Origin of the sequence: Cellulomonas sp. P24 (assembly GCF_024704385.1) — a bacterium.
Classification (GTDB): domain Bacteria; phylum Actinomycetota; class Actinomycetes; order Actinomycetales; family Cellulomonadaceae; genus JAJDFX01.
In genome coordinates, this window is sequence record NZ_JAJDFX010000002.1 from 3,733,258 (window position 1) to 3,753,766 (window position 20,509).

General features: G+C 71.3%; 18 protein-coding genes and 1 pseudogene. 11 read left to right on the top strand and 8 right to left on the bottom strand.

Going from position 1 to position 20,509, the window contains the following annotated elements:
• Positions 1 to 85 precede the first annotated feature (85 nt).
• Together LJB74_RS17430 and trpD are read left to right on the top strand one after the other, a co-directional pair.
• Positions 86 to 526 (top strand): hypothetical protein, encoded by a 441-nt coding sequence (locus LJB74_RS17430; protein WP_259309720.1) that lies wholly within the window; start codon positions 86 to 88, stop codon positions 524 to 526.
• Positions 523 to 1,590 (top strand): anthranilate phosphoribosyltransferase, encoded by a 1,068-nt coding sequence (trpD, locus tag LJB74_RS17435; RefSeq protein WP_259309721.1) that lies wholly within the window; start codon positions 523 to 525, stop codon positions 1,588 to 1,590. Before LJB74_RS17430 ends, trpD begins: the two co-directional genes overlap by 4 nt.
• Positions 1,591 to 1,616: 26 nt before the next feature.
• Here the strand turns inward: trpD and LJB74_RS17440 are convergent, their stop codons facing one another.
• Both LJB74_RS17440 and LJB74_RS17445 read right to left on the bottom strand, forming a co-directional pair.
• Positions 1,617 to 1,898 (bottom strand): Lrp/AsnC family transcriptional regulator, encoded by a 282-nt coding sequence (locus LJB74_RS17440; protein ID WP_259309722.1) that lies wholly within the window; start codon positions 1,896 to 1,898, stop codon positions 1,617 to 1,619.
• A 7-nt stretch (positions 1,899 to 1,905) separates the two neighbouring features.
• Positions 1,906 to 3,708 carry a DEDD exonuclease domain-containing protein gene (locus tag LJB74_RS17445; protein WP_259309723.1) on the bottom strand — a complete coding sequence of 601 codons (1,803 nt, stop codon included), beginning with the start codon at positions 3,706 to 3,708 and terminating at the stop codon, positions 1,906 to 1,908.
• 40 nt (positions 3,709 to 3,748) lie between these two features.
• Between LJB74_RS17445 and LJB74_RS17450 the strand changes: the two genes are divergently transcribed.
• Positions 3,749 to 3,979, top strand: coding sequence for a hypothetical protein (locus LJB74_RS17450; RefSeq protein ID WP_259309724.1), 231 nt, complete (start codon positions 3,749 to 3,751; stop codon positions 3,977 to 3,979).
• Positions 3,980 to 4,076: 97 nt separating this feature from the next.
• Here LJB74_RS17450 and LJB74_RS17455 read toward each other — a convergent pair whose 3' ends face one another.
• On the bottom strand, positions 4,077 to 5,900 hold the full coding sequence (locus tag LJB74_RS17455; RefSeq protein ID WP_259309725.1) for a long-chain fatty acid--CoA ligase: 1,824 nt from the start codon (positions 5,898 to 5,900) through the stop codon (positions 4,077 to 4,079).
• A 199-nt stretch (positions 5,901 to 6,099) separates the two neighbouring features.
• Between LJB74_RS17455 and LJB74_RS17460 the strand changes: the two genes are divergently transcribed.
• On the top strand, positions 6,100 to 7,044 hold the full coding sequence (locus tag LJB74_RS17460; protein WP_259309726.1) for an ROK family glucokinase: 945 nt from the start codon (positions 6,100 to 6,102) through the stop codon (positions 7,042 to 7,044).
• 9 nt (positions 7,045 to 7,053) lie between these two features.
• Here LJB74_RS17460 and LJB74_RS17465 read toward each other — a convergent pair whose 3' ends face one another.
• Positions 7,054 to 7,590 (bottom strand): hypothetical protein, encoded by a 537-nt coding sequence (locus tag LJB74_RS17465; protein ID WP_259309727.1) that lies wholly within the window; start codon positions 7,588 to 7,590, stop codon positions 7,054 to 7,056.
• 109 nt (positions 7,591 to 7,699) lie between these two features.
• On the opposite strand from LJB74_RS17465, the pseudogene LJB74_RS17470 reads away from it, so the two are divergent.
• The 3 genes and pseudogenes from LJB74_RS17470 to LJB74_RS17480 all read left to right on the top strand — a co-directional run bounded on the left by LJB74_RS17470 (position 7,700) and on the right by LJB74_RS17480 (position 11,146).
• A pseudogene (locus LJB74_RS17470) lies at positions 7,700 to 8,472 on the top strand (lysophospholipid acyltransferase family protein).
• Between the two features lie 110 nt (positions 8,473 to 8,582).
• Positions 8,583 to 9,797 carry a pyrophosphate--fructose-6-phosphate 1-phosphotransferase gene (locus LJB74_RS17475; protein ID WP_259309728.1) on the top strand — a complete coding sequence of 405 codons (1,215 nt, stop codon included), beginning with the start codon at positions 8,583 to 8,585 and terminating at the stop codon, positions 9,795 to 9,797.
• Positions 9,794 to 11,146 (top strand): class II 3-deoxy-7-phosphoheptulonate synthase, encoded by a 1,353-nt coding sequence (locus tag LJB74_RS17480; protein WP_259309729.1) that lies wholly within the window; start codon positions 9,794 to 9,796, stop codon positions 11,144 to 11,146. Before LJB74_RS17475 ends, LJB74_RS17480 begins: the two co-directional genes overlap by 4 nt.
• Positions 11,147 to 11,246: 100 nt before the next feature.
• On the opposite strand, the gene pknB is transcribed toward LJB74_RS17480, so the two are convergent.
• Both pknB and LJB74_RS17490 read right to left on the bottom strand, forming a co-directional pair.
• Positions 11,247 to 13,244: a Stk1 family PASTA domain-containing Ser/Thr kinase gene (pknB, locus tag LJB74_RS17485; RefSeq protein WP_259309730.1), complete on the bottom strand. Its 1,998-nt coding sequence runs from the start codon at positions 13,242 to 13,244 to the stop codon at positions 11,247 to 11,249.
• Between the two features lie 35 nt (positions 13,245 to 13,279).
• Positions 13,280 to 14,458, bottom strand: a complete 1,179-nt coding sequence (locus tag LJB74_RS17490) for a LysM peptidoglycan-binding domain-containing protein (protein WP_259309731.1) — start codon at positions 14,456 to 14,458, stop codon at positions 13,280 to 13,282.
• A 207-nt stretch (positions 14,459 to 14,665) separates the two neighbouring features.
• Between LJB74_RS17490 and LJB74_RS17495 the strand changes: the two genes are divergently transcribed.
• Positions 14,666 to 15,088: an Rv2175c family DNA-binding protein gene (locus LJB74_RS17495; protein WP_259309732.1), complete on the top strand. Its 423-nt coding sequence runs from the start codon at positions 14,666 to 14,668 to the stop codon at positions 15,086 to 15,088.
• A gap of 13 nt (positions 15,089 to 15,101) precedes the next feature.
• Here LJB74_RS17495 and LJB74_RS17500 read toward each other — a convergent pair whose 3' ends face one another.
• A complete protein-coding gene (locus LJB74_RS17500; protein ID WP_259309733.1) occupies positions 15,102 to 16,223 on the bottom strand; it encodes a polyprenyl synthetase family protein in 1,122 nt (373 codons plus the stop codon).
• 26 nt (positions 16,224 to 16,249) lie between these two features.
• On the bottom strand, positions 16,250 to 16,846 hold the full coding sequence (locus LJB74_RS17505; RefSeq protein WP_259309734.1) for a hypothetical protein: 597 nt from the start codon (positions 16,844 to 16,846) through the stop codon (positions 16,250 to 16,252).
• 119 nt (positions 16,847 to 16,965) lie between these two features.
• Between LJB74_RS17505 and LJB74_RS17510 the strand changes: the two genes are divergently transcribed.
• From LJB74_RS17510 to LJB74_RS17520, 3 genes are all read left to right on the top strand, one after another.
• Positions 16,966 to 18,150, top strand: a complete 1,185-nt coding sequence (locus LJB74_RS17510) for a DUF4192 domain-containing protein (RefSeq protein WP_259309735.1) — start codon at positions 16,966 to 16,968, stop codon at positions 18,148 to 18,150.
• Between the two features lie 115 nt (positions 18,151 to 18,265).
• The gene (locus LJB74_RS17515; RefSeq protein ID WP_259309736.1) at positions 18,266 to 18,664 is read left to right on the top strand and encodes a universal stress protein; all 399 of its coding nucleotides are present in this window, start codon (positions 18,266 to 18,268) and stop codon (positions 18,662 to 18,664) included.
• A gap of 229 nt (positions 18,665 to 18,893) precedes the next feature.
• Positions 18,894 to 20,420 carry an RNA polymerase sigma factor gene (locus LJB74_RS17520; RefSeq protein WP_396125192.1) on the top strand — a complete coding sequence of 509 codons (1,527 nt, stop codon included), beginning with the start codon at positions 18,894 to 18,896 and terminating at the stop codon, positions 20,418 to 20,420.
• The last annotated feature ends 89 nt before the right edge of the window (positions 20,421 to 20,509 follow it).

Below are 20,509 nucleotides of genomic sequence, written 5' to 3' on the forward strand. Positions count from 1 at the left end.
GCCGGGTGGCGCTCGGCGCGCAACGGCCGCCGCTCGTGCCAAGATGCGTGGCGAGGGCGCACGGCGACGACGATGGAGAGCGACCATGAGCAGCGCAGAGTCCGGGCAGCACGACGCGGAGTCGATCGCGGAGGAAGGCCCGCGGATCCTGCTGTACAGCGACCACGTGGACACGCGCGAGCAGGTGCTGCTCGCGGTCGGACGGCGGCTCGGCAAGGGGCAGCCACCGATCCGCTGGGTCGAGGTCGCGACGGAAGCCGCGGTGATCTCCGCGATGGACGAGGGGCTGTTCGACCTGCTCGTGCTCGACGGAGAGACCGGCAAGGTCGGCGGGATGGGCCTGTGCCGTCAGCTCAAGGACGAGATCTTCGAGTGCCCGCCGGTGCTCGTCCTGACCGGTCGTCCGCAGGATGCCTGGCTCGCGTCGTGGTCCTACGCCGACGCCGTCGTCTCGCGCCCGCTTGACCCGATCGAGGTCCAGCGAGCCGTGGCCGATCTGCTCCGCGCGCCGGCTGACGCCGTATGACGTCGGGGCCCTCCGCGCAGCCGGCACCGACCTGGCCGGCCCTGCTGAACGCCCTCGTGTCGGGCACGGACGTCAGCGGCCCCGACCTGGCGTGGGCGATGGACCAGATCATGTCGGGTGACGTCTCCCCGGTGCGCATCGCGGGCCTGCTCGTCGCGCTCCGGGCGAAGGGCGAGTCCGTCGTCGAGCTCACGGCTCTGGCGGACACGATGCTCGCCCACGCGGTCCGGTTCGAGGTCCCGGGCCCGAGCATCGACCTCGTCGGGACGGGCGGGGACCGTATGCACACGGTCAACGTCTCGACGATGGCGGCGCTCGTCGTCGCCGGCACGGGTACCACCGTGGTCAAGCACGGGAACCGCGCGGCGTCGTCCTCGAGCGGGTCCGCCGACATGCTCGAGGCGCTCGGCATCCGGCTGGACCACACGGTCGATCGCGTCGCCGCCCTCGCGACCGAGGTCGGCATCACGTTCTGCTTCGCCCAGGTCTTCCACCCGTCGATGCGTCATGTCGGTGCTGCACGCGGTGAGCTCGGGATCCCGACGGTCTTCAACTTCCTGGGTCCGCTGACCAACCCGGCCCAGCCGCGCGCCACGGCCGTGGGTGTCGCGGACCTCCGGATGGCGCCGCTGATGGCCGGCGTGTTCGCGTCCCGCGGGACCTCGGCACTGGTGTTCCGCGGCGCGGACGGCCTCGACGAGCTTGCCGCGACCGGTCCGGCGCAGGTCTGGGAGGTGCGGGACGCTCACGTCGTCCAGCACACGATCGACGCCGCCCACGACCTCGGGCTCACGCCGATCACCCCCGCCGACCTGAGAGGCGCGGATGCCCGGCACAACGCCGACGTCGCGAGGCGGCTGCTGGCCGGAGAGCCCGGCCCTGTCCGCGAGACCGTTCTCCTGAACGCGGCAGCGGCACTGGTCGCCGACGGTCGCCTTCCCGGCACCGCGGACGGCGACCTCGTCGAGCGTCTGCGCGTCGCCATGGAGCACGCGGCCCGTGCTGTCGACGAGGGCTCCGCGGCAGCCGTGCTCGAGCGGTGGGTGGCAGCCTCCGCTGCGTGAGCGGACGAGACCGGTCGCGCCGGGGCTCAGTCCTCGAGGCCGAGGGCGAAGGCTGCGGCCAGGTCGTTCTTCGAGTACGCGCGGAACGCGATGAACGTCTCGGTCCGCTCGACCCCGGCGACCTTGCTGATCTGGTCGGCGATGACGTCGGCGAGCTGTTCGTGCTCGCGGACGCGGACGAGTGCGATCAGGTCGACCTCGCCGGTCACGGAGTACACCTCGCTGACGTGCGGGACCTCGGCGATCGCCGTGGCGACCTCGGGGATGCGGTCGGCGGCGGTGTGGATGAGCACGATGGCGGTCAGCATGGCCACATCATGCCGCGCCCACGCCCGCCGTGTCGTGACGCGACGGGCCCGAGCACGCAGCCGCGACGGCCTCGGCCGTCCGCGCCGTGCCGACGAAGCCCTGTGCGCCGGTCACCGGGCAGCTGAGCGGCGCATCGATCGAGACGAGCCGGACGCCCGGCCTGCCGAGCCAGGTGATCAGCAGGTCCGTCTCCTCGGGGTGGGCGGCGGTCGCCGGGGCCCGCGGTGCCGGTACGTGCTCCGCCGCGAGCCGAAGCGACTCGATGGCAGGACGCGGGTCGATCCGACCGTCGACGACGGCGGTCCCGGCGAGACGGCCGTGGCGGATGACCACGACCTCCCAGTCCCCGCGGTCGACCCTGCGCGCCGCCACGAGCTCGGCCGCGCGCGACAGCGGGGCGAACCGTTGGGCGCGCGCGGCTCCACGCAGGAAGCCGTCGAGGCGGTCGCGGACGGCGCCGGCCTCTTCGAAACGTTCCTCGGCCGACAGCGCGGCGATCCGTGCGGCGTGCGCCTCGACGACAGGACGGGTGTCGACCGTCATCGCCGCCCGCACGGCCGTGACGACGGTGGCGTAGTCGTCACGTGACTGCGCGCCCGTGCACGGCGCGCCGCAACGACCCATCCCGGCGAGCGCGCACGCACTCGCCCCTGGCGCGGCGACGACCGGCAGCCTCTCGCTGCACCGACGGATCGCGAACGCCTCGTGGAGGGCGTCCACAGCGGACTGTGCCGCCAGCCGGGAGGCGAACGGCCCGATGTACACGGTGCCGTCGTCATGCGCGGTGCCGTCGTCCTTGACGTCCCGGACCACGGAGAGGCGCGGGAACGGCTCCGACGTCAGCCGGACCCAGGGCATCCTCTGCGGGAAGCGGGACCGTCGGTTGTAGCGCGGGACGTGCTCGGCGATCAGCCGCAGCTCGCGGACCTGGGCCTCGAGGGTCGTTGCGCAGACGACCGGCGTGACCGACTCGGCGATGCGGATCATCTCGACCATCCGGCGGCGCTTCTCCGCGGCCGTGAAGTAGCTGCGCACGCGCGTCCGGATCGAGGTCGACGTCCCGACGTACAGGACCTCACGCCCCGGACCGAGGAACAGGTACACGCCCGGTGCGTCCGGGAGCCCGTCGGCGAGGGTGCGCTTGCGCCGGACGTCCTCGGGCACGGGATCGGTCGCCGTCGCGAGGTCCTCGAGGTGCGTGATGCCGAGCGGCGCGAGCCGGGCGAGCAGGGCGTGCAGCACGTCGACGGTGGCGCGGGCGTCGGACAGTGCGCGGTGGTCGGGGGTGACCGTGGCACCGAACAGCGCCGCGAGCGTGCCGAGCTTGTGGTTCGGGGCCTCGTCGCGCAGCACGACGCGCCGGGCGAGCCGGACGGTGTCGAGGACCTGGTTCCCCTGCCAGGGATGACCGGACTGGGCGAACGCCGCCTTGAGGAACCCGATGTCGAACGGTGCGTTGTGCGCGACGAGGACGCTGCCACGGATGAACTCCGAGAAGCTCGGGACGATCAGGTCGATCCGGGGTGCGTCGCGGACCATCGCCGTCGTGATGCCGGTGAGGGCGGAGATGAACGCCGGCACCGGGGTGCCGGGGTCGACGAGCGTCTGGAACTCGCCGAGCACCTCCCCGCCGCGGACCTTGACCGCCCCGATCTCGGTGATCGCGGACGACGCGGGCGTCCCGCCCGTGGTCTCGAGGTCGACGACGACGAAGGTGACCTCACGCAGCGGCGTCCCGAGGTCGTCCAGCGACGGCTGGACCGGCGTGCCCGGCACCGTGGTCGACGTCGTCGGGCCGATCGGAGTCATGGGCCGACCGTAGACCGGGGCGCCGACACACGGTGCCCGCGTGCGGGCGCACGACCGCGGCCCGGTGTCGGAGGGCGTCGCTAGCGTCGTCGGCATGATGATCGACTGCGGACGCTGCACGGCGCGCGGGGATGCATGCGCCGACTGCGTCGTGACCTTCCTGACCATCCCCGTCGGCGTCCCCGACCTCGACGAGGCCGAGCAGGGCGCCCTCGAGGTGCTCGCGTCCTCGGGGATGGTGCCGCCGCTCCGGATGATCCGGGCGGTGTGACCGTGCATGCAGGCACAGCGCCGCGAGGTATCTCGCCACCAGGTACAGCGCCGCCAGGCACAGCGCCGACCGGACCCTTCAGGTCAGCGGTGCGACCTCACTCCTGGGGGCCCCCGGTGCGCACGCCGTCGTAGAGCGCCTCGACCTCGTCGGCGAAGCCCTTGAGGACCTCCGCACGCTTGACCTTGAGCGACGGCGTCAGGTAGCCGTTCTCGACGGTGAAGTCGGTCGAGAGGATCGTGTACTTCCGGATCGACTCGGCGCGTGAGACGGCGGTGTTGGTGCGCGCGACCGCACGGTCGAGCGACGCACGGACGTCAGGGTCGTCGATCGCCTCCGAGAGCGGCATCGCCGGCTTGCCGTGCGCGGCGAGCCAGCCGGGGAGGCCCTCGGCGTCCAGGGTCACGAGCGCGCCGATGAACGGGCGCTGGTCGCCGACCACGACGACCTGGCTCACGAGAGGGTGCCCTCGGAGCCGGTCCTCGAGCACGGCCGGGGCGACGTTCTTCCCGCCGGCGGTGACGATGATCTCCTTCTTGCGGCCGGTGATGCGCAGGTAGCCGTCCACGTCGATGCTGCCCAGGTCACCGGTGCGGAACCAGCCGTCGTCGAACGCGGCAGCGGTCGCCTCGGGGTTGCCGTGGTAGCCCCGGAACACGTGCTCGCCCTGGACCTCGATCTCGCCGTCGTCGGCGATCCGCATCGCCGTGCCGGGGAGTGCCGGGCCGACCGTGCCGATCTTGACGCGTCCCGGACGGTTCACGACCGTCGGTGCGGTCGTCTCGGTGAGCCCGTAGCCCTCGAGGACGTTCAGCCCGACGCCGCGGTAGAAGTGCCCGAGGCGCTCACCGAGGGGTGCACCGCCGGAGATGGCCCACCGTGCCTGGCCGCCGAGCGCGGCCCGGATCTTCGACAGGACGAGCACGTCGGCGACCCGGTGCTGGAGCCGCAGCCACGGGCTCGGACCGCGCGGGTCGTCGAGAGCGCGGGAGTACACGATCGCGGTCTTCGCCGCGCGCTGGAAGATGCCGAGGCGACCGGCGATCGCGGCCTTCTGCTCGGAGGCGTTGTAGACCTTCTCGAACACGCGCGGGACCGAGAGGATGAACGTCGGTCGGAAGGTCGCGAGGTCGGCGAGCAGGGTCTTGGTGTCGGACGTGTGGCCGAGCACCACTCCGGCGGGCACGCACAGCACCTCGATGAAACGCGCGAACACGTGGGCCAGCGGCATGAACAGCAGCGTGCGTGAACCCGGGGCACGAACGACCTCGTCGAGGTCCAGCGCCGTGTTCACCGTGAGCACGGCGAAGTTGCGGTGCATCAGCTCGGCACCCTTCGGGCGTCCCGTCGTGCCCGAGGTGTAGATGATCGTCGCGACGTCGTCGAGGTCGGCGATCGCACGCCGGCGGGTGATCTCGGCGTCGGGCGTGCCGGCCCCGTCGGCCATCAGGGTGTCGATCGCCCCGTCGTCGAGGACGAGCACGTCCGACAGGGACGCGTGCCCCTCGCCGAGGGCGGCGACGGTCGCGGCATGCTCCTGCGTCTCCACCACGAGCAGCCGGATGTCCGAGTCCGTGAGGATCCACGCGACCTGCTCGGCCGACGAGGTCTCGTACAGCGGGACCGGGATCGCTCCGGCGGCCCAGGTCGCCCAGTCGAGGAGGGTCCACTCGTACCGGGTGTGCGACATGATCCCGACGTGGTCCCCGGGCTGGATCCCGCGCGCCACGAGACCCTTGGCGACCGCCACGACCTCGGCGTCGAACTCGCGTGCGGTGATCGGGATCCACGGGCCGTCCGGGGTGGTCTTGTGCTCGATCATCACACGGTCCGGTCCGGCGGCGACCCGCTCGGCGAGGAGGTTGTTGAGGTTCGAGGTCGGATCGAGCTCGACCAGGACCGGCGTGCGGAACTCTTCCATGCTGGCTCCATTGTCAGTCGAAGAAGGTGCAACGACTGTAAGGGACGTTCGGTCTCGATCGTCGCACACCGAGGTCGGTACCCTGTGCCTGCGGTCTCCGGGAACGAGAGACCGCGCTGCGTGTGTCGACGACTGCGTAGCCTGACCTCGGCACCTGCGCGGGGCCGGACCCTGACCCCCAGCTCATCCAAGGACAGACATGCACGCGATCGGTGTGGACATCGGCGGGACCAAGATCGCGGCCGGTGTGGTCGACGAGAACGGTGCGATCCTGGCGAAGTCGGTGCGGCCGACGGTGGCGGCCGACTCGGACGCGGTCGACCGCGCGGTCGTGGCAGCCTGCCAGGAGCTCGCGGCCGAGTACGAGATCTCGGCGATCGGGCTGGCCGCCCCGGGATTCATCAGCTCGGACCAGGCCACCGTGCTGTTCACGCCGAACCTCCCGTGGCGCGACCACCCGCTGCGCGACCGGGTCGCCGCGGAGTTCGGGTCGGACGTGCACATCGTCGTCGAGAACGACGCGAACGCGGCCGGCTGGGCCGAGTTCCGGTTCGGTGTCGGCAAGGACGTCGACGACATGCTCATGCTCACGATCGGCACGGGTCTCGGTGGCGCGGTGATCGTCGGGGGCACGCTCGTCCGGGGTGCGTGGGGTGTCGCCGCAGAGGTCGGGCACATGCGCGTCGTGCCGGACGGCATCCTGTGCGGCTGCGGCCACCGCGGGTGCTGGGAGCAGTACGCGTCGGGCAGCGCCCTGGTGCGGGAGGCACAGGCGGCGATGGTGCGTGAGCCGGGCCGCGCCCGGCGGCTGCTCGAGCTGGCGGGCGGCTCGGCGGCCGGGCTCGCCGGGCCGCAGATCACGGTCGCGGCGATGGAGGGCGACCCGCTGGCGATCGAGCTGCTCGCCGAGCTCGGGCGCTGGATCGGCGAGGGTGCGGCCTCCGTGGCGGCGGTGCTCGACCCGGCGATGGTCGTCGTCGGCGGCGGCGTCGGTGCAGCCGGCGATCTCCTCCTCGGCCCGACGCGGGACGGGTTCGTCTCGCAGCTCTCCGCGCGCGGCTACCGGCCGGAGGCCGCGATCAACCTCGCGGCGATGGGAAACGACGCCGGGATCGTGGGCGCCGCGGACCTCGCGCGCGTCTGACCCGGCCGATCAGACGACGGCGCCCGGGTCGTCGTCGTCGTGGTCGCGCCGGTGCGGCATCCGCCAGACGAGGAACGCGCACGAGGCGACGAACACGCCTGCGGTGACCCGCGCGACGATCGCCGGGACCGACCCGCCGATCACCACGAGGACCAGCAGCAGGATCGCGCCGCCGGCGGCACCGATCCACGCGAGGGTGAGCGCCGGGTTCCCGGAGAAGATCGGTCCCGGGTCGGGCGGCACGAAGTGCTCGTCGTCGTCGACCTCGGACTCCGCGCGGTCGATCTGCGCGGTCCCGTCCCAGTCGCGGCCGGTGAAGGCGGGGGAGGAACCAGGACGGTTGTCCGGGACCCCCGGCGCCACGCGGTAGGTTACCCGGGGAGATGATCCCGGGTCGTCGTCGTCCTCGTCGAGGGCGTCCTCGTCGATGCCGAGGTCTCCCAGCTCTGCCACGATCTCGGCCCATCGGGCCTCGTCGGAGGAGTCCTCCTCGGAGGAGTGGTCCTCCGGGGTGTCTCCGGGCGGCGGATCGTGACGTGCTGGCATACGGAGCACTCTAGAGTCGGAACACGACGGCATGTCCGCGGTCGGCCCCGAGCGCATGAGACGGAGCCGGCAGGCAGCGGCGAGAGGTGGCGGGTTGTTCTACTGGTTGATGAAGCGGGTGATGGTCGGTCCGCTGCTGCACCTGATCTTCAGACCATGGGTGCGTGGCGTCGAGCACGTCCCCGCCGAGGGCGGCGCGATCCTGGCGAGCAACCATCTCGCCGTGATCGACTCCTTCGTCCTGCCCCTCGTGCTCGACCGCGAGATCGTCTTCATCGGGAAGTCGGAGTACTTCACCGGGAGCGGGGTCAAGGGCCGGCTCAAGGCCGGGTTCTTCCGCGGTGTCGGCACGATCCCGGTCGACCGCAGCGGCGGCAAAGCCAGCGAGGCAGCCCTCAACACCGGGCTCAAGCGGCTCCAGGAGGGCGGCCTGTTCGGCATCTACCCGGAGGGGACCAGGAGCCCGGACGGACGCCTCTACCGTGGCAAGACCGGCGTGGCGCGTCTCGCCCTCGAGTCGGGCTCGCCGGTGATCCCGGTCGCGATGGTCGGCACCAACATCGCCCAGCCCATCGGGCAGACCATCCCGAAGCCGATCCGGATCGGCGTGGTCGTGGGGAGCCGCTCGACTTCAGCCGCTACAAGGGCATGGAGAACGACCGGTTCATCCTGCGTGCGGTGACCGACGAGATCATGTACGCACTGATGAGCCTGTCCGGCCAGGAGTACGTGGACGTGTACGCCGCGACCCAGAAGGCCCGGATCGCTGCCGGCGCGGCCGCACCGGAGACGGACGTCCCGCGTGCTCCCGGTGGTCGTGACGTCCCCGAGGTCCACCCTCCGGTACCGCCCGAAGAGGACGACGCCACCTCGCTAGGATGAGCGCGCCCGCCGCCCCGTGCCGGAGCGGCAGGACCTTGGGCCCGACGACGGGCACCGGATGGCCCCCCAGGCTGGTGCCATCCCCAGCAGATCAACGAGAGGTGTGTCTCATGTCGGTTCGTCGCGTCGCGCTCCTGACCGCAGGCGGCTTCGCCCCGTGCCTGTCCTCGGCCGTCGGTGGCCTCATCGAGCGTTACACCGAGATCGCCCCCGAGGTCGAGATCATCGCCTACCAGCACGGCTACCACGGGCTCCTCACCGGCAACTCGATCGTGATCGACGCCGAGGCCCGCGCGAAGGCCGGGATCCTGCACCGGTTCGGCGGCTCGCCGATCGGCAACTCGCGGGTCAAGCTGACGAACGCCGCCGACTGCGTCAAGCGCGGGCTGGTCGCCGAGGGGCAGAACCCGCTGCACGTGGCCGCGGAGCGCCTCAAGGCGGACGGCGTGGACGTGCTGCACACCATCGGTGGCGACGACACGAACACGACCGCCGCCGATCTCGCCGCGTACCTCGAGGAGAACGGCTACCACCTGACGGTGGTCGGCCTGCCGAAGACGATCGACAACGACGTCGTCCCGATCAAGCAGTCCCTCGGTGCGTGGACCGCGGCCGAGGAGGCCGCCGGGTTCGCCCGCAACATCATCGGCGAGCACCGTTCCGGCCCGCGCATGCTGATCGTCCACGAGGTCATGGGCCGGCACTGCGGCTGGCTGACGGCTGCGGCCGCGGCGGAGTACCGCCGCTGGCTGGACACCCAGGAGTGGGTCCCCAGCATCGGCCTCTCGCGCGAGCGTTGGGACATCCACGCGGTCTTCGTGCCCGAGCTGCCCCTCGACATCGAGGGTGAGGCGGCCCGGCTGCGCACGATCATGGACACGAACGGCAACGTGAACATCTTCCTGTCCGAGGGCGCCGGCATGCACGAGATCGTCGCCCAGCTCGAGGCGTCGGGGGCCGAGGTCCCGCGTGACCCGTTCGGCCACGTCAAGCTCGACACGATCAACCCCGGTCAGTGGTTCGCCAAGCAGTTCTCCAAGCTCCTCGGTGCCGAGAAGACCATGGTGCAGAAGAGCGGGTACTACTCGCGCGCGGCGGCGGCGAACCCCGAGGACCTCCGGCTGATCAAGTCGATGACGGACCTCGCCGTCGAGTGCGCGTTCAAGGCTGAGTCCGGCGTGATCGGTCACGACGAGGAGGACGGCGACCGCCTCAAGGCGATCGCCTTCCCGCGGATCGCCGGCGGCAAGGCCTTCGACGTCACGCAGCAGTGGTTCGTCGACCTGCTGTCCGACATCGGTCAGAGCCCGGTCGCGGCATCGTGAGCGTCGAGCCGGACCCGGACGTCGTCGCCGGCCTCGACCACTGGGAGAGCCTCGAGGTCGCCCAGCAGCCGACCTGGCCGAACCGGTCGGCCGTGGAGCTCGTGCGTGACCGGCTGGCAGCGGTCCCGCCGCTGGTGTTCGCCGGTGAGGCCGACGTCCTGCGGTCGCGCCTCGCCGCGGCCGCGCAGGGCCAGGCGTTCCTGCTCCAGGGCGGGGACTGCGCCGAGTCGTTCGCGGACGCGACCGCTGACAACATCCGCGACAAGATCAAGACGATCCTGCAGATGGCGGTCGTGCTCACGTACGGCGCGAGCCTGCCGGTCATCAAGATGGGTCGGATGGCGGGGCAGTACGCCAAGCCCCGCAGCTCGGACGACGAGACCCGTGACGGGGTGACGCTCCCGGCGTTCCGCGGCGACATCATCAACGGCTACGAGTTCAGCGAGGAGGTGCGTACCCCTGACCCGGACCGGTTGCTGCAGGCGTACCACACGTCCTCGTCGACCCTGAACCTCATCCGGGCGTTCACGACCGGGGGCTTCGCCGACATCCGGCGGGTGCACGAGTGGAACCGCGGTTTCATGGCGAACCCGGCGTACGCCAGGTACGAGGAGACCGCTGCCGAGATCGACCGTGCGATCCGCTTCATGGCGGCGTGCGGTGCCGACTTCGAGTCGATGCGGACGGTCGAGTTCTTCTCGAGCCACGAGGCGCTGCTGCTCGACTACGAGCGTCCGCTGACCCGGATCGACTCTCGGACGGGTCTGCCGTACGACTGCTCGGCCCACTTCTTGTGGATCGGTGAACGGACGCGGCAGCTCGACGGTGCGCACGTCGACTTCCTCTCGCGCGTGCAGAACCCGATCGGCGTCAAGCTGGGGCCGACGACGACCGCGCAGGACGCGCTCGCGCTGATGGAGAAGCTCAACCCCGAGGGCGTCCCCGGACGGCTGACGTTCATCACGCGACTGGGCGCGGGGAAGGTCCGCGACGTCCTCCCGACGCTCGTCGAGAAGGTCACCGCCGAGGGCGGCCCGGTCACGTGGGTCTGCGACCCGATGCACGGGAACACGATCACGTCCTCGACGGGCTACAAGACCCGCCGGCTCGTGGACGTCATGGACGAGGTCCGTGGGTTCTTCGAGGTGCACCACGCCCTCGGCACGATCCCGGGCGGCCTGCACGTCGAGCTCACCGGGGACGACGTCACCGAGGTGCTCGGCGGGAGCGAGGAGATCGACGAGGACGGCCTGGCGCTGCGCTACAAGACCCTCGTGGATCCCCGACTGAACCACCAGCAGTCGCTGGAGATGGCGTTCCAGGTCGTCGAGATGCTCCGGGGGCACTAAGCAGGGGTGAGGCACGTTCTCGGTTCGGACGACGACGGCTGGCTCCCATTGGGGGCCAGCCGTCGTCGTCGCCCGTGGTGACCGCGCGCCAAAGGCGACGTCAGACGAGCGTGAGTGTGATTGTTGTGGAGTTCTTGGGCACTGAGGTCTTTGGCGGGATGCTCTGCTTCAGCACCCGGCTGCCTGTGAGGCCAGGCCAGTAGTCCTGACGGACCACCTTGAGCCCCAGCGCCTCGAGCTCGGCCTGCGCCTTGTCGGCCTTCTGCCCGGTGACGTCCGGAACCACCACCATCTCCGGCCCCAGCGAGATGACCACCGTCACGGTGTCCGTCCGGTGCCCGGCGGTGCCGGGTGCCGGGTCTTGGCTCATGACGGCGCCTGCGGCGAACACGTCGCTGTAGGCAGGCGTGCCGACCGCCATCTTCAGCCCGGCGTTGGTGAGGTCCGACTCGGCCTGCTGCTGACTGGCCCCGACCACCGAGAAGATCGTCAGCGGCTCCGGACCGTCCGCGAGCGTGAGCGTCACCGTGGAGCCGCGCTTGAGCTCGGTTCCTGGCTTCTGGTCGGTCGCGAGGACGCTGCCGATCGTGGCGGTGTCGCTGTAGTGCTTCCCTGGGGCGTAGGCGTCCTTGAGCCCGGCCTTCTCGAGCGCTGCCTTGGCGTCCGCCTGCATGCTGCCGACGAGCCCGTCGGGGACCGTGACGAGATCGGGTCCCTTGGACACCGCGACGACGACCTCGCCGCCCTTGTGCACGCGGCCGTGGGGACTGGGTGAGGTGGTGACCACCGTCCCGGCGGTGGCGTCGTCGAAGACGTCGTTCTCGGTCGGCTGGAGGCCGTCGGACCGCAGCGCGGCGAACGCGGCATCCTTCTGCTGGCCGACGACGTCGGGGACGCTCGTGTAGGCACCCGGTCCGACGAGCATGTACAGGGCGACGGCGGCGACGGCCATGATCGCGGCGAGGGCGCCGAGGAGCAGCCGGAGCCGGTGGCGCCGAGGCGGTGCGTGCTCGTAGCCGGACGGGAGTCCTGCCGCTTCGAGGAACGCGGCGCCGATGGGCAGGGCGACGGTGCTGCCGTGCGGGTCGAGCTCGATCACGGTGGTCGCGTCGGGATCGACCGGGATCTCGACGGAGCGGGGCGTCGACAGCGCGCGTGCGAGCTCCTCGTCGTCGGGGTCGTTGTCGGTCTCGACGCGTGCCGGTGGCGCGGTCCACTCGGCACGCCGCGCCAGCGTGGCCGGGTCGAGGCCCAGACGGGTCCGGCGCACGAGGGCCAGTGCCGCTCCGGCATCGGTGGGACGGTCGTCGGGGGCGCGTGCGGCGAGGGAGGTCACGAGGTCGTCGATCTCGGCGGGGAGCCAGGGCACCATCGTCGAGGGTCCGGGTACCTGGGAGTTGACGTGCTGGAACGCGACCTGGATCGGTGTCTCGCCGGTGAACGGCTGGCGCCCGGTGAGGAGCTCGAAGAGCAGGATCCCGGTGGCGTAGACGTCTGTCCGGGCATCGCTGATCCCTTGAGCCACGAGCTCGGGTGCGAGGTAGGCGACGGTCCCGAGCACGGTGCCGGTCGTGGTCGAGGTGACCTCGGTCACGGCGCGGGCGAGACCGAAGTCGGCGACCTTGACCCGCCCGTCGGTCGCGAGGAGGACGTTCTCCGGCTTGATGTCGCGGTGCACCAGCTGCGAGCGGTGCGCGGCGGCGAGCGCGTCGAGGACGTCCTCGAGGATGCGCAGCGCGTCCTCGACCACGAGAGGTCCGTCGTCGGCGAGGCGACGACGCAGGTTGCCCCCGTCGATGTACTCCATCGTGAGGTAGCTGGTCTCGCCGTCGATGCCCTGGTCGTAGACCGCCACGAGACCGGGATGGGTGAGGCGTGCCGCGGACCGCGCCTCGCGACGGAAGCGTGAGATGAAGGCCGCACCGGCGGCGCCCTCGGCGAGGTGCCCGTGCATGACCTTGAGGGCGACGTCGCGGTCGAGCCGTCGGTCGATCGCGAGGTACACCGTGGCCATCCCGCCGCGAGCGATCCGGGAGACGACCTCGTACCGCCCGTCGACGAGCTTGCCGACGAGCGGGTCAGTCACGGTGGTTCCCACGACGGCAGTCTACGGGCGCCCCCTGCAGAACCGGCTCAGCGGAACCGCGACATGAGCGTCTGGACGTTGGCGACGTAGCGGCGGGTGTCCGGGTACATGCCGTTGCGCTGCACCGACGCGGCGCCCTGGTAGTACCCGGCGATCGCGGTCGAGAGGTCGGGGCTGGTGCGCACGAGCGCACGCAGGATCGCGACGCCGGCGACGACGTTGTCCTGGGGGTCCAGGAGGTTCAGCGATCGGCCGACCATCTGGGACGCCCACTCGCCGGACGACGGGATCACCTGCATGGTGCCGATCGCGTTCGCGGCCGAGACCGCGGTGTGGTTGAACCCGGACTCCTGGTACGCGATCGCGAGGGCGAGTGCGGGATCGACGCCCATCGACCGCGCCGTCGTGACGATCGTCGCCTTCATCTGGCTCGTGGTCGGCACGCCGATCTGCAGCAGCATCGCCTTGTTCGCGTTGGCGGCCGCCACGACGGCGTCGCTGTAGGTCCGCCCGGCGAACGTGTTGCTCACCAGGGTGACGGTGGAGGCACCCGCGGTCGGGATGGTCAGGACCTGGTCGATGCGGATGAAGGCGCGTGAGTCGAGCTTGTTCGCCGAGACTATCGCGGCGACGGTGGTCGAGTACCGGGCGGCGATGTGGCTCACGGTGTCGCCGCTCACCACAGTGTGGGTCGTCGTCGTCGCCGCCGTGGTGGAGGGGGAGGCCTGCGCGACGGTCGGCGTGGCCGTGGCACCCGCGGTCGGGATGGTCAGGACCTGGCCGATGCGGATGAAGGCGCGTGAGTCGAGCTTGTTCGCCGAGACGATCGCGGCGACGGTGGTCGAGTACCGGGCGGCGATGTGGCTCACGGTGTCGCCGCTCACCACGGTGTGGGTCGTCGTCGATGCTGCGGGTGGTGCTGACGGGACGATCGGCGCACGCGGGCCGGTCGGGATCGTCAGGAGCTGCCCGACCTGGATGCGTGACGCGTCCGCGAGCGCGCTGGCTTTGGCGATCGCCGCGACGGACACCCCAGTGCGCAGGGCGATCTGGCTCACGGTGTCGCCCGCCTTGACGACGTACGGCTCGTCGGCGTGGGCTGCGGTGGCCGATGCCGCGACCGTTGCGACCGCGACCGCGATCGAGACCCCGGCGCCGGACGCGAGACGCGTGCGCATGCCGCTCCGGGCGGCGTCGGTCGTGACAGCGCTCGTCGGTGGCGTCATGGCTGCTTCCCCTGGATCGGGTCGGGCGGTCGGGCGGTCGGACGGGAGCGTCGACGCGTCCGTCCGGTGAATGATGTGACGGGTGTGACTGGTGGTGCCTGTGTGACTGATGTGACAGTACGTGACTGTAGCGTGGCGCGAGAGGTGCGGCGAGGCGCGTCGACGAACTTCACCGGTGTAGTTCGCGGGACTGCGTAGGCTTGCGCCGTGAGCAGCGACAGCACCGACGCACAACGACCCCTCGACGGCCTCGTGAGCGAGTGGCTGACCGTCCCCGACGTCGCCGAGCGCCTGGGCATCGACGCCGGGAAGGTCCGTCGGCTGCTCCAGGAGCGCAAGCTCGTCGCGGTGCGCCGCGGCGACCCGGTCGTCGTGAGCATCCCCGCCGACTTCCTGGTCCCGGAGCATCTCGCGAACCCGGCGAACGTCCAGAAGCCGACGTCGGCGGGCTCGGCGATCCTCTCGTCGCTCGCCGGGACGCTGACGATCCTGGGTGATGTCGGGTTCAGTGACGCCGAGGCGATCCGGTGGCTGTTCACGGAGGACGACACCCTGCAGGCGACACCCCTGGCGGCGTTGCGGAGCGGACGCAAGACGGAGGTCCGCCGCAGGGCGCAGCTCGAGCTCTGACGCCGGACCCTCGTCAGGCCTGGCGGTCGACCGCCACGCGCGCGAGGCTCCGGAGCATGCGTCGCCCCTGAGGCAGGAGGTCGGCCGCGTCGAGCGCCCGGTGCGCCTCGGCGGTGAGCGTGTCGATGAGCCGCTCGACCTCGTCGACGGCGCCCGTGTCGGCGATGGCACGGGCGATCTCGCGGGCCCTGGCCTCGGTCATCGAACGATCACCGAGGTCGTCGAGGAGCATCGCCAGGGTGCGGTCGTCCCGGACGCGCAGCGCGTGGGCCAGTGCGCGCGCCACGAGCACCGTGCGCTTCCCCTCGCGGAGGTCGTCGCCGGCGGGCTTCCCGGTCCTGGCAGGATCCCCGAAGACCCCGAGGACGTCGTCGCGGAGCTGGAACGCCTCGCCCAGGGGAAGGCCGATCGTGGTGCACGCGCGTACGGCCTCCTCGGTGGCCCCGGCGAGCGTCGCACCGAGGGTGAGGGGATGCTCGACCGAGTACCGGGCGGACTTCGCGCGGATCACGGCGCGAGCGCGCTCCTCGTCGGCGATCGGGTCGGTGCCCCAGGGCTGGGCCTGGGCGAGCACGTCCAGGTACTGCCCGACGGTCACCTCGGTCCGCATGTGGTTGAACACGCGAAGCGCACCCGCAGCCGTCTCGGCGTCGAACGCGGTCATGGCCTCGGCGAACACCTGCTCGCTGCCGATCAGGGTCAGGTCGCCGAGCAGGATGGCTGCCGCGTCCCCGAACAGCGCGCCGTCCCCGCTCCAACCGTTGCGCAGGTGCATCGCTGCGAAGACGAGCTGGGCCGCCGGGAGGCCACGTCGGGTGTCCGAGCGGTCCATGACGTCGTCGTGGAAGAGCGCGGCGGCCTGGAAGAGCTCGAGTGCGGCACCGACGCGGAGCACCGCGTCGGCCGCCGGAGAGTCTGCCGACCCGCCGTGGGCGCGCCAGGACCAGTAGCAGAACGCGGCTCGCAGGCGCTTGCCCCCGGAGAGCATCTGGGCGATCGCGTCGACGAGCTCGTCCGCATCGGGGGAGATCGAGTGGAACGAGTGCCGGAGCGCACGGACATGAGCCTCGAGGTGGGCGTCGACACCGGCCCGGACTCCCTCGATCTCCACCAGGTCCGCAGGAGAGAGGTTCACGGACGACAGACTACGGTCGTCGCTGCTCACGAGGCGGCGTGCACACGGCCGCCGAGCGTCAGCGTCCTGATCCCGTCCCGGTCGAGGACACCGAGGACCAGGACCTCGTCGCCGTTCGACCGCGTGAAGGTGGCCTGCGCCGCGAGCGCCGCGTTCGTCTGGTCGGCCGGCGCCTCCGCGAACCCCGCTGCCGTGAGCGAGGTCCGGTACATCGTGAGGAGCTGCTCGGGGGTCAGCGACGTGCGGAGGTTGAGGCTGACCTGGATGTCCGTGGAGCCGGGGATCGGATCGGCGGCCGAGACGAGGATGTCCGCGTCGCTGGGGACGGGGATCAGGTCGACCGGGAAGCCGGGCGCGAGGGAGCCGACCGAGGAAGCGGACGAGGTGCTCTCCGGGAGGAGCGTCTCGGTCGGGTTCGGGGACGGCGCGACCACGACCGGAGCGGATGGCGTCGCCGCGCCCGACGGCGCGGTCGACGACGGGGGCGACGCCGTCGGTGCGGAGGTCGTGCACCCGGCCAGCGCCGCTGCTGCGACGAGGACGACCGCGACGGCACGCGCCCGACGGGTCACGCTGCCACGCAGTCCCGCGACATGACGTGCTCTCCACTCCTGCTCGGTCACGGCACCACGGTAACGGCCGTCCCGGGGTGATCCGTCCCCACGACCGCCCGTGCGTCGGCTCTTCACAGCTGTTCTGCTCCCGGGCACGGAGTCTTCACGATCCAGGCTGAGATCGATCCATGGCCACCACCACGATCCGCGTCCGAGAACCCCGCGAGCTGATCGCCCTGGTCCCGCACCAGCTCGGGTTCCAGCCGGACGAGAGCGCTGTGGTCGTGAGCCTCCGAGAGCCGCGAGGTCGGGTCGGGCTCGTGGCGCGGGTCGACCTCGACGACCTCTCCGACGCGTCCTGCGGTCCGCAGCTCGCCCGCACGTTGGTGACTCACCTGGTGCACGACGGCGCCGCGCATGCGGTCCTCGTGATCTACACCGCGGACGACGGAGGTCCCGGCCCCGACGCGACCGCGGCCGCAGGAGGAGGGCAGGATCGTCGCCCACCCGCGCTCCCGTGCCGGTCGCCGCGAACACGTGCGGCCGCGAGGCACCTGGCCGTGGCCGCCGAGCCGTACCTCGGCGACGTGGCGACCTGGGTCGTCGGTCCGGACGGCTACGGGGGCCTCGACTGCGCCTCGCCCGAGTGCTGCCCACCGGGTGGTCGTCCGCTGGCGGAGCTCGAGTCGACGGCCACCGGCGCCCACATGGTGCTCGCGGGCTCTGCGGTCGCAGCCCGACGCGCCGACCTGGCGCAGATCCGGGCGGCCGACGCCGACGCCCGGCGCCGCGCCGCTGCGGCACGCGTGCTGGCCGAACGGCGGCGCAGGGCGACGGACGCCGGCGACGCCGAGGCGGTGCGGCGCTGGCGCGAGGAGGCCATGGTGCTCTGGCGGACCGAGGTCGACGCCGGTCGGGACGGTCGCACGGGTGAGCACCCGCCGCGACTCGGGCGGATCGAGGCGGCGCTCGGTGATCTCCGCGTCCGGGACGCGATCCTCGTCTCTCTCGTCCCCGGCACCGGAGACCTGGCAGAACGCACCCTCCGCAGCACCGACGGCCGGCTCGACCGGGAGATCTCGTGCGCGATCGCGCGCATCGTCGACCCGTCCGGCGGGCTCGAGCCGCCCGAGGAGTGCGCGACCGTGTACCGGGCGACCCTCGAAGCCGTCGTGGCACATGGTCGCCGGCGAACCGAGGCGCCTGCCGTGACCTTGCTGGCAGTCCTCGCCTGGTGGCGCGCCGACGGGGCACGGGCGGCCGTGCTCGTCGAGCGGGCCCTCGCAGCGGATCCGGGATACCGGCTCGCGTTGCTGGTGCAGGAGGCGATCGACGCCGGGCTGTCACCCGGATGGGTCAGGCGCGGGTGGTGAGAGCGATGCCACGCGTCGAGCGTGGAGAGTGGTGGATCGTCGAACCGTTCGACCTCCGGTAGCGTCACATCTCCCGGCGTGTGTGCCGGGTCGATGGACAGACCGGGGAGGATCCATGGGCATCGTTGTCGGCTACCTGGCGACCGACGAGGGTCGCGCAGCGCTCGAGGCCGGAGCGGTGGAGGCGCTGCAGCGCGGGGTGCGCCTCGTCGTCATCGCCAGCGCACGTGCGTCGGCCGACGACGCGAAGCGGACCGAGCTCGAGGAAGAGCTCGCCCGTGTCGGGGCGGAGCTCGACGCCCGGGGTGTCGAGCACGAGCTGCGGCTCGTCGCGGCCGGGAAGGACGTCGCCGAGGACCTCATCGCAGCTGCGGTCGAGACCGATGCCGTCCTCATCGTGATCGGCCTCCGGCGGCGGAGCCCCGTCGGCAAGCTGATCCTCGGGTCGAACGCCCAGCGGATCCTCCTCGACTCCCCGTGCCCGGTGCTCGCGGTCAAACCCGTCCGCGCCTGAGCCGTCGCGACGCACCGCGAGCTGATGGTCGGCTGCGGCACAGAATCGGCCGCGCCTTTCGGGGAATCTCGCCGAACTGCGGTGCGTTGTGAAGCCAGAGGCGTCAGGTGTGACGCGCCCGAGCCGCGGGTTACCGGGTCCAATGCCCCTGCGTGACGCCTGCGGGCCGGTACAATATCGGTCTACCCGAATGAAAGATGTCGGGCCGTGTTCTGCCGAAAGGTTGTTTGTGACCTCCCTCCCCTCCAGCCCCACTCTCCCGCGCGAGTTCGAGCACCCTGCACTCCAGGAGCTCGTACGACGCGGTAGCGCCCACGGCCGCGTCGACGCAGCCTCGTTCCGCACCGCATGCGAGACCGCCCAGGTCCAGGACGCCAAGAGACTCAAGGCGGTGTTCCGAGGCCTCGCGACTGCCGGGATCACGGTCGACGAGCCGGTCGCCGTCGTCGCCAAGGTGGCTGCCGCCACCGCGCGGCGTGCGACGAGCGCGACGGCTGTCGCCGACCCGGCGCCGGCGAAGAAGAAGCCCGCGGCCCGCAAGGCGGCGACGGGCGCGACGTCGACGACCACCCGCGCGAAGGCGAAGACGACCGCCGCGGACGGCGACCAGGGGGACGACGTCGACGACTCGGTCGACGTCGACGACGTCGACCCCGCTGACGACGAGGTCGCCACCGTCGAGGTGATCGTCGACGAGGTGATCGTCGACGACGTCGCCGTCGACGACGTGGCTGTCGACACCAAGGACGCCAAGCCGGCCGCCGACGAGGCGGAGGACTCCGGGGGATTCACCTACTCGGACGCCGACGACGACGACGCGCCCGCGCAGCAGGTCGTCACAGCCGGAGCGACCGCCGACCCGGTCAAGGACTACCTCAAGCAGATCGGCAAGGTCGCCCTGCTCAACGCCGAGCAGGAGGTCGAGCTCGCCAAGCGGATCGAGGCCGGCCTGTTCGCCGAGGAGCGACTCAACTCCGGGCTCAAGCTCGACCCGAAGAGCCGACGTGAGCTCGAGTGGATCGCCGGTGACGGACGCCGTGCCAAGAACCACCTGCTGGAGGCCAACCTCCGCCTGGTCGTCTCGCTGGCGAAGCGCTACACGGGTCGCGGGATGCTGTTCCTCGACCTGATCCAGGAAGGCAACCTCGGCCTGATCCGTGCCGTCGAGAAGTTCGACTACACCAAGGGCTACAAGTTCTCGACCTACGCGACGTGGTGGATCCGCCAGGCCATCACCCGCGCGATGGCCGACCAGGCGCGCACCATCCGTATCCCGGTGCACATGGTCGAGGTCATCAACAAGCTCGCACGCGTGCAGCGGCAGATGCTCCAGGACCTCGGCCGTGAGCCGACCCCGGAGGAGCTCGCCAAGGAGCTGGACATGACCCCGGAGAAGGTGGTCGAGGTCCAGAAGTACGGCCGCGAGCCCATCTCTCTGCACACGCCGCTCGGTGAGGACGGCGACAGCGAGTTCGGTGACCTGATCGAGGACTCCGAGGCCGTTGTCCCGGCGGACGCGGTGAGCTTCACGCTCCTGCAGGAGCAGCTCCACCAGGTGCTCGACACGCTCTCCGAGCGCGAAGCCGGGGTCGTCTCGATGCGGTTCGGTCTCACCGACGGACAGCCCAAGACCCTGGACGAGATCGGCAAGGTCTACGGCGTCACGCGTGAGCGGATCCGTCAGATCGAGTCCAAGACGATGTCCAAGCTGCGTCACCCCAGCCGGTCACAGGTGCTGCGCGACTACCTGGACTGACACTAGAGCCGCTGTCGCGGTGCTACCGCAGGTCAGAAGCCCTTACGGGTGCCTGACACGCCGACAGTAGCACCGCACAGCGCTTCTAG